At 34.4% G+C, this 11,613-nt stretch carries 11 protein-coding genes; 4 read left to right on the top strand and 7 right to left on the bottom strand.

All coding sequences use genetic code 11. From position 1 onward, the window contains the following. Window positions 1-89: 89 nt before the first annotated feature. Window positions 90-878: a MobA/MobL family protein gene (locus ACZ8ZH_RS20045; protein ID WP_470247973.1), complete on the bottom strand. Its 789-nt coding sequence runs from the start codon at window positions 876-878 to the stop codon at window positions 90-92. A gap of 377 nt (window positions 879-1,255) precedes the next feature. Between ACZ8ZH_RS20045 and ACZ8ZH_RS20040 the strand changes: the two genes are divergently transcribed. After that, window positions 1,256-1,699, top strand: coding sequence for a hypothetical protein (locus ACZ8ZH_RS20040; RefSeq protein WP_470247972.1), 444 nt, complete (start codon window positions 1,256-1,258; stop codon window positions 1,697-1,699). A gap of 71 nt (window positions 1,700-1,770) precedes the next feature. Here ACZ8ZH_RS20040 and ACZ8ZH_RS20035 read toward each other — a convergent pair whose 3' ends face one another. Next, window positions 1,771-2,751: a replication initiation protein gene (locus ACZ8ZH_RS20035; protein ID WP_470247971.1), complete on the bottom strand. Its 981-nt coding sequence runs from the start codon at window positions 2,749-2,751 to the stop codon at window positions 1,771-1,773. Between the two features lie 1,138 nt (window positions 2,752-3,889). On the opposite strand from ACZ8ZH_RS20035, the gene ACZ8ZH_RS20030 reads away from it, so the two are divergent. Then, the gene (locus ACZ8ZH_RS20030; RefSeq protein WP_171530132.1) at window positions 3,890-4,183 is read left to right on the top strand and encodes a RepB family protein; all 294 of its coding nucleotides are present in this window, start codon (window positions 3,890-3,892) and stop codon (window positions 4,181-4,183) included. A 30-nt stretch (window positions 4,184-4,213) separates the two neighbouring features. Here ACZ8ZH_RS20030 and ACZ8ZH_RS20025 read toward each other — a convergent pair whose 3' ends face one another. Together ACZ8ZH_RS20025 and ACZ8ZH_RS20020 are read right to left on the bottom strand one after the other, a co-directional pair. After that, on the bottom strand, window positions 4,214-5,359 hold the full coding sequence (locus tag ACZ8ZH_RS20025; RefSeq protein ID WP_470247970.1) for a hypothetical protein: 1,146 nt from the start codon (window positions 5,357-5,359) through the stop codon (window positions 4,214-4,216). An 18-nt stretch (window positions 5,360-5,377) separates the two neighbouring features. After that, entirely contained in the window at window positions 5,378-6,682 is a 1,305-nt protein-coding gene (locus ACZ8ZH_RS20020) for a MobA/MobL family protein (protein ID WP_470247975.1), read from the bottom strand. Window positions 6,683-7,060: 378 nt separating this feature from the next. Here ACZ8ZH_RS20020 and ACZ8ZH_RS20015 point away from each other — a divergent pair, with 378 nt between their 5' ends. Next, window positions 7,061-7,504: a hypothetical protein gene (locus ACZ8ZH_RS20015; protein WP_470247972.1), complete on the top strand. Its 444-nt coding sequence runs from the start codon at window positions 7,061-7,063 to the stop codon at window positions 7,502-7,504. Window positions 7,505-7,575: 71 nt separating this feature from the next. Here the strand turns inward: ACZ8ZH_RS20015 and ACZ8ZH_RS20010 are convergent, their stop codons facing one another. Next, complete coding sequence (locus ACZ8ZH_RS20010; RefSeq protein WP_470247971.1) at window positions 7,576-8,556, bottom strand: replication initiation protein; 981 nt, start codon at window positions 8,554-8,556, stop codon at window positions 7,576-7,578. Between the two features lie 1,138 nt (window positions 8,557-9,694). Here ACZ8ZH_RS20010 and ACZ8ZH_RS20005 point away from each other — a divergent pair. Continuing rightward, a complete protein-coding gene (locus ACZ8ZH_RS20005) occupies window positions 9,695-9,988 on the top strand; it encodes a RepB family protein (protein WP_171530132.1) in 294 nt (97 codons plus the stop codon). Between the two features lie 29 nt (window positions 9,989-10,017). Here ACZ8ZH_RS20005 and ACZ8ZH_RS20000 read toward each other — a convergent pair whose 3' ends face one another. Further along, window positions 10,018-11,163, bottom strand: coding sequence for a hypothetical protein (locus ACZ8ZH_RS20000; RefSeq protein WP_470247970.1), 1,146 nt, complete (start codon window positions 11,161-11,163; stop codon window positions 10,018-10,020). Window positions 11,164-11,293: 130 nt separating this feature from the next. Beyond that, window positions 11,294-11,560 carry a hypothetical protein gene (locus tag ACZ8ZH_RS19995; protein ID WP_470247974.1) on the bottom strand — a complete coding sequence of 89 codons (267 nt, stop codon included), beginning with the start codon at window positions 11,558-11,560 and terminating at the stop codon, window positions 11,294-11,296. Between the last annotated feature and the right edge of the window lie 53 nt (window positions 11,561-11,613).

The raw sequence follows: 11,613 nt of genomic DNA, 5'->3' as shown, positions 1-11,613 counted from the left end.
GTTGTATTCGTGAACATCCATTTTTTTACCACTGGCAACACGACTTTTGACCATTTCGCCTTCGTGGACCGTCGCGGAAATTTATAAGCCTAAATCTTTATAAGACTTGTGCGTGTAACACTCAATCCGACTGCATTTTTTTCTAGTGCATTGTTATTACAGTCACACCATTTTTCACGCATGAATTTCAGAAAATTTTGCTCAGTATTCATCAAGTCGGGCTTATCTTTTTTAATCTCAGAACCCCATTTTATCGGGTTAAAATCTTTGACTTGGCTACCCAATTTAAACGTATCACCGAAGGATTTTTTCTTACGTTTTGCTTTGAAATCTTGTTCAGTCATAGCTTCAATTTTGCAATATGGAATGACTAAATGAACATGATTATTTCTTGTTTGTAGGTGTAAATCTTCATCCTCGACAGGCAAATTATATTTTTCAATCTCAGCCAATTTAGCCTTTTTCTTCATTAGATGATCTGCTTCGTGAATCGCAAAACTGACACAAGTTTGATATGTGTCTGTAAATAGTTTGCAGAAATCTCGCACTAATTCTTCTTGCTGATCTATAGATAATTCTGCGGGCAAAGACATGATAGTTGAGTAAGCAAGAATGTTAGTCGAAGCATGAGAATTGTTTTCTAAATGGTTGTAAAACTGTTCTTCATTCATCTGGGTTTCGATGCCTGTTGGCATCAAAAAGTCTGTAGCAATCACACCTGATTTTTTAGAAAAGTCATGCTCTGCACCAGTGAGAGAATTTTTCATTTTTCGTGCTTGAATATATGCAATTGCTCTTAATGGAGTATGACCATTTGTTTTTTTGACAACAGATACGCGGCAAGAATATTGATTGCGAATAACGATTTTATCTGACATATCCTGCTCCTGCCATTGCTTTTGCTTCTCTACTTTTAAGACGTTACATGAAAATAATTACTGTGCATAGCGCAAGAAATTACTTCTTCATGAAAACGGTTTAAAAGTCCCCTCGACCCCAGTTCGGGAGGGGGCGCACGACTCAAAATTGATATGTAGCGAAGCGAAATGTCAAGTTTGGGTTAAAGTGCGCTTTTTACTTCGTCATTTCTACAGTTCCAAAATTTTATTTCATAAAATTTTGGAACTGTGAAATGTCGTGTAAAAAGTTTAACCCGACATCGACTCTCACACTCTAATAATTTAAAAGAAATAATTTGTACTTGTTTTTTTTGAGTGTAATGATTAGATATTTTTATTTTTAAAGGTGTTAAAAAATGACTGAACAAAACAATATTTCAGTTTTTGAAAGTAAAAAATATACTCAAGAAGTTAATGATCTTGTAAATAAAATTACAAGTAATAAACTAAATAAAGAAGAACTAAAAACTGCTAAAAAAACTTTACAAAATATTCAAAAATTAGTTGGTGAAAGTCTTGAAGTATTTAACAATATTCTTCCAGATTTAACCCCAACTGAGAAAAAAATTGTAGATTCTCAAAAATATGGTATTTCTGAATTAGTAATTAAACAAATTTTTGATAAAAGTGAAAATGTTTTAAATCAAAATGAACAAGAACAGTTTATTTGTTTACTCACTAAAGTTTTAAAATCTTCTTCAAAACGTGAACAGAATAAAATTTTTAAATGTTCTGACGATTTGAAAGAAGCATTATATTTACACAATGATGACGCACGTAGAGAAAAATTAAAAAAATAAGATGACAAATTTTTGAGGACAGCTTTAACAAATAATTTTGTTAAAGCTCCACAAAAAAATTGGCATCATAATTAAAAAGGCGGTTCATCAAGATAGACATTGAACTCTGCCAATTTTTTTATCCAAATTTCAGCATTGTTACTCTTTAAATCCAATCTTATTCGATTAATAAATTCTTCACTTGATTCGTTAACTTGTTTAAATCTATCAAGCATGTTGTTCTTTAAGATCGCTTGATAAATATCTATTGATCTGATTTTTTTTGGTTGTTCAGTTGCTTGTTGCTCAAGCTTAATTTTTTCAGATGATTTTTTTATTTTCGTTTGAATATCGAAACGAAAGCCTATGATGCTTTTGCCATTGAAAATTTGTGAAAAAGTTATTTTTAAATCTGTTTTTTTAGAAATCTCAGAAACAGCAGGTTCTATTACTCGGATTCTCAAATTACTAATAATTGAATATTTCTTTGTTAGTTCAAATGTTTGACGAAACTGTTCAACTGTCAACTCTCGATAACCGATTTTTTCATATTGCTTTAAGAGTTGATATAGCTGTAATGAGTGTGCCCCTTTCAACTTTAACGCAGTTTCGATTTTGAAACGTGTGTATGCGTTATTTGAATCAAACACGGATAACATGAAAAGCACTTCATCAGGAAAACAAAAACTAATTTGTGCTTCGCTGTATTCGATCCTGATTACCCAGTGGACTGATACTCGATTGCCCTTGCTGTTTATGTAAGAGAAATAGCGTCCTCTTAGATTATCTGCTGCTAGCTTTAACTGACTATATGCTGTTGCTAATTCGATATTGCATGCTTCTGCATAGTCTTTTGCAGAGATGCTAAACATCGTCTTTTCTGTCGCATCACATAAACGCACTAAAGGACTTGCAAGAATAAATATTCTTTTTTCATCGACTGACATTGAGTTCCAAGCCTCGATCATTCGATTTTGCATTACTGATTGATCAGGTGGATAGCGCTCATCTTTAGTAAATATCTCGTCATTTCGAGTGATGACTTTAACTTTCTCAGCAACACCTACAGTCATTTTTATCTATACTTTGTGGATAATGTATAGATACTAGATTGATAGATTCTGTTTGTAAATAGGAAAAACGAATAAAAAACAACCTAGGTAAATGTATAGGTAAGCCTTGTGAAATGGGAGTTTTAGCTTCAAAACCTAGGTAAATGTATAGATAAACCTAGGCAAATGTATAGATAAGACGGTAAAAACCTAGGCAAATGTATAGATAAGACGGTAAAAACCTAGGCAAATGTATAGATTAAAGCCCTGAAAGCATTGCTATTACTAGCTTTCAGGCTTCCGAAAAGCCTTTTAAAAGCCCTTTAAAAGCCATAAAGCTTTTAAAGGGGCTTTAAAAGCTTTTTAAAAACCGTATGAAAACCGCCCTCGGTTTTCGCTACGCTCAAACTTTATTGCTATTCGCTTCGCTCATAGCGGTGGGGCGGTTTTAGGCAACTGCTGTGCATGATTCAAATAAAACTATGCCTTCGCTTCGCTCAGAAGCTTTATGCTCGCTACGCTCGATCTAGATGCAAAATGTAGTTGTTCGCAGTCTTCGACATGCTCTGCATCTGAGTTTTAGAAGCAAATGGAAGATTGTAATCAGGGAAAAAGCGTGGGCGAAATTCACTTGCAGTTGTTCGCAGGCACTCCGCCTGCTCTGTAAATTGTTGTTATTGTTTAGATATTTTTAATATTGCACATATTTTTTAAATTTTAAGATTAATAAATAATTTGAGTTTCAACATTGTTTCTAATTTTAGTATCTCAAATTGAAGCTAAATATAGCTCTATTTTGCGCTCATTTGCGTTGTAAGCGATTTTTGATATGTTGCAGTACGTTTGTATATCCGTCAGCCGTTTCATTGAATACAGCGCATTCTGTGCGTTTTTTGAATGTTGCGGTTTTTTGAATGTTGCGGTTTTTTGTTACACTGTAACTTTTTTTGAAATAAAACACATTATAAATAATTACACGGTAACTATTTATTGTTATCGGGTAACTTTTATTTGTTACAGGTAACTTTTAGTTATCGGGTAACAGTTTTTAGTTATCGGGTAACAATAAAATAAATTAATAAATATGTTTTTAATATTACCGTGTAACAATTATTTATGTTACACTGTAACCAATAAATATTAAAATGGAGATTACGCAATGAAAGACCTGAATGATAGTAAGACGCTCGATATGTTAAAGCCTGCGCCACTGACTAATGCGCAGCGTCAACGTGCATACAGAGAAAGACGAAAAAATGATGATAGTCAAAGGCTTGATGTATATCTTGATAAGTCTGTTGCTGACCTGCTTGCCGATATTGTTGCTGCTGTTGGAGATAGTCAAAAAGATGTTTTGACGCATTTAATTGAAAAAGAATACAAGCGTTTATATGCTGTCAAAAACAGTAAGTTAAAGAAGTACATTGAAAGTAAAAATAAAGGTACTGAATAAAAAAAGCCCCATTTAGGGGCTTTTTTTTGGTTATCTTGTGATGATATTCAAAGTACCTCGACTTGTATCAATAACATAGCTCGGCTTTTTACTGAAATAACAGAAATCAATTTGTCTATTTTGTCCAATTTGTTGAGTCGGCATATATGACTTACATTGCTCGTTTGGCATGTGAGCAAAGCCATTTCTGACAAAGTTTTGTTGCATCTTCTTATACTGTAATGCTTGATCTACAATGCTTTCAGCAGATTTTGAAGTCATCATTGCAGTAGCCATCATTGTTAGTGAAAATATAAGCCAGCCTCCACCCAATAGCATAAGCCAATTTTTCTTAGTTTCTTTCTTCTCTTTCAATACATGCGCTTGATATGCTTGTTCACGTTCAAGATACAAAGTATTTGATTGTTCAGCAGTTTCATTCAATTGCTGACTGAGTGATTTAACTGTTTGTATATCTTGCTTGAATGTATCAATCACTGATTTTTCAAATGCTCGACTATTTGCTTCGATAGTCTGTTTTGAATTATTGAGTGTTGTGTCAAGCTGTTCAAATGTACGTGTTGCAAGCGATTCGGCTGTTTTCTTGGCACTAACGTCAATTTCAGATTGCATCTGGTGAATAAGTTGCTGTGTCAGTTTTGAAGATACGTCACTAATGATCTTGTTTGATATATCTGTCGATACGATCTGCGAGAAGCTGTCTGCAATTGTGCTGACTTCTTTTTTTAATTTATTAATTTGATCAATCGCAATATTTGTCGCAGCACTCATATTCTCAGCATATTTCGTGCTTGAGCTGTTTAAGTGTCTATTGAGTTGCTGCGCTGTTTGATCTGCATCATAAAGCGTTTTAATCGTGTCATCTAAACGCAAGTTCTGTGCTTGTTGCTGAACACTTAAAATTGCTTTTTCAGCAATACTGACTTGCTGAACAACACTATTTAACTGCTTGCTGACATTTTGAATATCATCAAAACTTGAAGCTATCTTGTTGTCAAAGCTAGAAAGCACTTCGACAAGTTTAGGAAAGTTTGTACTGACTTTTTCAGTATTTGAAGCAATGATTTCTAGTTGCTTCAATACCTGATTTTTTGATGCTTCGGTGTTGGCATCTTGAGTTTCAATAGTGCTGACAATGGCTGTCAGCAAGTCGATTATGTGGTTTTCATCAGTCATGTGACTGCTCCCAAATGTTTAAAAGGACAGGTCGTTGTCGTTATCTCGTGTGTTCTCAGCAACAGATTTCGGTTGCGGTTCAGTCGTCCGTTTACTTTGTTTTAAGCGTTCAAGCTTCTGACTTAATGTTTCAGCCTGTTCTTCCTGGGCTTGCCCAGGTGAAGATTCCCCTTGCTTAATCTTGTTTAGTTTTGCGCGTAAATCCGTTGGCTCTGGTGGTTGGTGAGCAAGCTGCTCATCTAATAATTCTTGGGCTTTGTCGATCTGATCTAATAGCTCTTGGGCTATTTCATAATCAGATTTTGGTTTTGGTTTCAGACTGTCTAATAGCTCTTTCTCAGCTAGTTTTTCACCGCTTAGAATCTTGTTCGCTAATTCTGCAGGAAGTGGAACATTGATAAAATTTAGATAGTCTTGTTCTGTTTGCTGTTTGGCTTTCTGCTGGCGGTTGTATTCGTGAACATCCATTTTTTTACCACTGGCAACACGACTTTTGACCATTTCGCCTTCGTGGACCGTCGCGGAAATTTGTAAGCCTAAATCTTTATAAGACTTGTGCGTGTAACGCTCAATCCGACCATTTTTTTCTAGTGCATTGTTATTACAGTCACACCATTTTTCACGCATGAATTTCAGAAAATTTTGCTCAGTATTCATCAAGTCGGGCTTATCTTTTTTAATCTCAGAACCCCATTTTATCGGGTTAAAATCTTTGACTTGGCTACCCAATTTAAACGTATCACCGAAGGATTTTTTCTTACGTTTTGCTTTGAAATCTTGTTCAGTCATAGCTTCAATTTTGCAATATGGAATGACTAAATGAACATGATTATTTCTTGTTTGTAGGTGTAAATCTTCATCCTCGACAGGCAAATTATATTTTTCAATCTCAGCCAATTTAGCCTTTTTCTTCATTAGATGATCTGCTTCGTGAATCGCAAAACTGACACAAGTTTGATATGTGTCTGTAAATAGTTTGCAGAAATCTCGCACTAATTCTTCTTGCTGATCTATAGATAATTCTGCGGGCAAAGACATGATAGTTGAGTAAGCAAGAATGTTAGTCGAAGCATGAGAATTGTTTTCTAAATGGTTGTAAAACTGTTCTTCATTCATCTGGGTTTCGATGCCTGTTGGCATCAAAAAGTCTGTAGCAATCACACCTGATTTTTTAGAAAAGTCATGCTCTGCACCAGTGAGAGAATTTTTCATTTTTCGTGCTTGAATATATGCAATTGCTCTTAATGGAGTATGACCATTTGTTTTTTTGACAACAGATACGCGGCAAGAATATTGATTGCGAATAACGATTTTATCTGACATATCCTGCTCCTGCCATTGCTTTTGCTTCTCTACTTTTAAGACGTTACATGAAAATAATTACTGTGCATAGCGCAAGAAATTACTTCTTCATGAAAACGGTTTAAAAGTCCCCTCGACCCCAGTTCGGGAGGGGGCGCACGACTCAAAATTGATATGTAGCGAAGCGAAATGTCAAGTTTGGGTTAAAGTGCGCTTTTTACTTCGTCATTTCTACAGTTCCAAAATTTTATTTCATAAAATTTTGGAACTGTGAAATGTCGTGTAAAAAGTTTAACCCGACATCGACTCTCACACTCTAATAATTTAAAAGAAATAATTTGTACTTGTTTTTTTTTGAGTGTAATGATTAGATATTTTTATTTTTAAAGGTGTTAAAAAATGACTGAACAAAACAATATTTCAGTTTTTGAAAGTAAAAAATATACTCAAGAAGTTAATGATCTTGTAAATAAAATTACAAGTAATAAACTAAATAAAGAAGAACTAAAAACTGCTAAAAAAACTTTACAAAATATTCAAAAATTAGTTGGTGAAAGTCTTGAAGTATTTAACAATATTCTTCCAGATTTAACCCCAACTGAGAAAAAAATTGTAGATTCTCAAAAATATGGTATTTCTGAATTAGTAATTAAACAAATTTTTGATAAAAGTGAAAATGTTTTAAATCAAAATGAACAAGAACAGTTTATTTGTTTACTCACTAAAGTTTTAAAATCTTCTTCAAAACGTGAACAGAATAAAATTTTTAAATGTTCTGACGATTTGAAAGAAGCATTATATTTACACAATGATGACGCACGTAGAGAAAAATTAAAAAAATAAGATGACAAATTTTTGAGGACAGCTTTAACAAATAATTTTGTTAAAGCTCCACAAAAAAATTGGCATCATAATTAAAAAGGCGGTTCATCAAGATAGACATTGAACTCTGCCAATTTTTTTATCCAAATTTCAGCATTGTTACTCTTTAAATCCAATCTTATTCGATTAATAAATTCTTCACTTGATTCGTTAACTTGTTTAAATCTATCAAGCATGTTGTTCTTTAAGATCGCTTGATAAATATCTATTGATCTGATTTTTTTTGGTTGTTCAGTTGCTTGTTGCTCAAGCTTAATTTTTTCAGATGATTTTTTTATTTTCGTTTGAATATCGAAACGAAAGCCTATGATGCTTTTGCCATTGAAAATTTGTGAAAAAGTTATTTTTAAATCTGTTTTTTTAGAAATCTCAGAAACAGCAGGTTCTATTACTCGGATTCTCAAATTACTAATAATTGAATATTTCTTTGTTAGTTCAAATGTTTGACGAAACTGTTCAACTGTCAACTCTCGATAACCGATTTTTTCATATTGCTTTAAGAGTTGATATAGCTGTAATGAGTGTGCCCCTTTCAACTTTAACGCAGTTTCGATTTTGAAACGTGTGTATGCGTTATTTGAATCAAACACGGATAACATGAAAAGCACTTCATCAGGAAAACAAAAACTAATTTGTGCTTCGCTGTATTCGATCCTGATTACCCAGTGGACTGATACTCGATTGCCCTTGCTGTTTATGTAAGAGAAATAGCGTCCTCTTAGATTATCTGCTGCTAGCTTTAACTGACTATATGCTGTTGCTAATTCGATATTGCATGCTTCTGCATAGTCTTTTGCAGAGATGCTAAACATCGTCTTTTCTGTCGCATCACATAAACGCACTAAAGGACTTGCAAGAATAAATATTCTTTTTTCATCGACTGACATTGAGTTCCAAGCCTCGATCATTCGATTTTGCATTACTGATTGATCAGGTGGATAGCGCTCATCTTTAGTAAATATCTCGTCATTTCGAGTGATGACTTTAACTTTCTCAGCAACACCTACAGTCATTTTTATCTATACTTTGTGGATAATGTATAGATACTAGATTGATAGATTCTGTTTGTAAATAGGAAAAACGAATAAAAAACAACCTAGGTAAATGTATAGGTAAGCCTTGTGAAATGGGAGTTTTAGCTTCAAAACCTAGGTAAATGTATAGATAAACCTAGGCAAATGTATAGATAAGACGGTAAAAACCTAGGCAAATGTATAGATAAGACGGTAAAAACCTAGGCAAATGTATAGATTAAAGCCCTGAAAGCATTGCTATTACTAGCTTTCAGGCTTCCGAAAAGCCTTTTAAAAGCCCTTTAAAAGCCATAAAGCTTTTAAAGGGGCTTTAAAAGCTTTTTAAAAACCGTATGAAAACCGCCCTCGGTTTTCGCTACGCTCAAACTTTATTGCTATTCGCTTCGCTCATAGCGGTGGGGCGGTTTTAGGCAACTGCTGTGCATGATTCAAATAAAACTATGCCTTCGCTTCGCTCAGAAGCTTTATGCTCGCTACGCTCGATCTAGATGCAAAATGTAGTTGTTCGCAGTCTTCGACATGCTCTGCATCTGAGTTTTAGAAGCAAATGGAAGATTGTAATCAGGGAAAAAGCGTGGGCGAAATTCACTTGCAGTTGTTCGCAGGCACTCCGCCTGCTCTGTAAATTGTTGTTATTGTTTAGATATTTTTAATATTGCACATATTTTTTAAATTTTAAGATTAATAAATAATTTGAGTTTCAACATTGTTTCTAATTTTAGTATCTCAAATTGAAGCTAAATATAGCTCTATTTTGCGCTCATTTGCGTTGTAAGCGATTTTTGATATGTTGCAGTACGTTTGTATATCCGTCAGCCGTTTCATTGAATACAGCGCATTCTGTGCGTTTTTTGAATGTTGCGGTTTTTTGAATGTTGCGGTTTTTTGTTACACTGTAACTTTTTTTGAAATAAAACACATTATAAATAATTACACGGTAACTATTTATTGTTATCGGGTAACTTTTATTTGTTACAGGTAACTTTTAGTTATCGGGTAACAGTTTTTAGTTATCGGGTAACAATAAAATAAATTAATAAATATGTTTTTAATATTACCGTGTAACAATTATTTATGTTACACTGTAACCAATAAATATTAAAATGGAGATTACGCAATGAAAGACCTGAATGATAGTAAGACGCTCGATATGTTAAAGCCTGCGCCACTGACTAATGCGCAGCGTCAACGTGCATACAGAGAAAGACGAAAAAATGATGATAGTCAAAGGCTTGATGTATATCTTGATAAGTCTGTTGCTGACCTGCTTGCCGATATTGTTGCTGCTGTTGGAGATAGTCAAAAAGATGTTTTGACGCATTTAATTGAAAAAGAATACAAGCGTTTATATGCTGTCAAAAACAGTAAGTTAAAGAAGTACATTGAAAGTAAAAATAAAGGTACTGAATAAAAAAAGCCCCATTTAGGGGCTTTTTTTGGTTATCTTGTGATGATATTCAAAGTACCTCGACTTGTATCAATAACATAGCTCGGCTTTTTACTGAAATAACAGAAATCAATTTGTCTATTTTGTCCAATTTGTTGAGTCGGCATATATGACTTACATTGCTCGTTTGGCATGTGAGCAAAGCCATTTCTGACAAAGTTTTGTTGCATCTTCTTATACTGTAATGCTTGATCTACAATGCTTTCAGCAGATTTTGAAGTCATCATTGCAGTAGCCATCATTGTTAGTGAAAATATAAGCCAGCCTCCACCCAATAGCATAAGCCAATTTTTCTTAGTTTCTTTCTTCTCTTTCAATACATGCGCTTGATATGCTTGTTCACGTTCAAGATACAAAGTATTTGATTGTTCAGCAGTTTCATTCAATTGCTGACTGAGTGATTTAACTGTTTGTATATCTTGCTTGAATGTATCAATCACTGATTTTTCAAATGCTCGACTATTTGCTTCGATAGTCTGTTTTGAATTATTGAGTGTTGTGTCAAGCTGTTCAAATGTACGTGTTGCAAGCGATTCGGCTGTTTTCTTGGCACTAACGTCAATTTCAGATTGCATCTGGTGAATAAGTTGCTGTGTCAGTTTTGAAGATACGTCACTAATGATCTTGTTTGATATATCTGTCGATACGATCTGCGAGAAGCTGTCTGCAATTGTGCTGACTTCTTTTTTTAATTTATTAATTTGATCAATCGCAATATTTGTCGCAGCACTCATATTCTCAGCATATTTCGTGCTTGAGCTGTTTAAGTGTCTATTGAGTTGCTGCGCTGTTTGATCTGCATCATAAAGCGTTTTAATCGTGTCATCTAAACGCAAGTTCTGTGCTTGTTGCTGAACACTTAAAATTGCTTTTTCAGCAATACTGACTTGCTGAACAACACTATTTAACTGCTTGCTGACATTTTGAATATCATCAAAACTTGAAGCTATCTTGTTGTCAAAGCTAGAAAGCACTTCGACAAGTTTAGGAAAGTTTGTACTGACTTTTTCAGTATTTGAAGCAATGATTTCTAGTTGCTTCAATACCTGATTTTTTGATGCTTCGGTGTTGGCATCTTGAGTTTCAATAGTGCTGACAATGGCTGTCAGCAAGTCGATTATGTGGTTTTCATCAGTCATGTGACTGCTCCCAAATGTTTAAAAGGACAGGTCGTTGTCGTTATCTCGTGTGTTCTCAGCAACAGATTTCGGTTGCGGTTCAGTCGTCCGTTTACTTTGTTTTAAGCGTTCAAGCTTCTGACTTAATGTTTCAGCCTGTTCTTCCTGGGCTTGCCCAGGTGAAGATTCCCCCTTGCTTAATCTTGTTTAGTTTTGCGCGTAAATCCGTTGGCTCTGGTGGTTGGTGAGCAAGCTGCTCATCTAATAATTCTTGGGCTTTGTCGATCTGATCTAATAGCTCTTGGGCTATTTCATAATCAGATTTTGGTTTTGGTTTCAGACTGTCTAATAGCTCTTTCTCAGCTAGTTTTTCACCGCTTAGAATCTTGTTCGTAATTCTTACCAGGAAGTGGAACATTGATAAAAATTTAGATAGTCTTGTTCTGTTTGCTGTTTGGCTTTCTGCTGGCG

Source organism: Acinetobacter sp. SW-226, assembly GCF_055632855.1.
The sequence above is the reverse complement of the archived record's forward strand: the minus strand, read 5'-3'. Positions and strand labels throughout refer to the sequence as shown.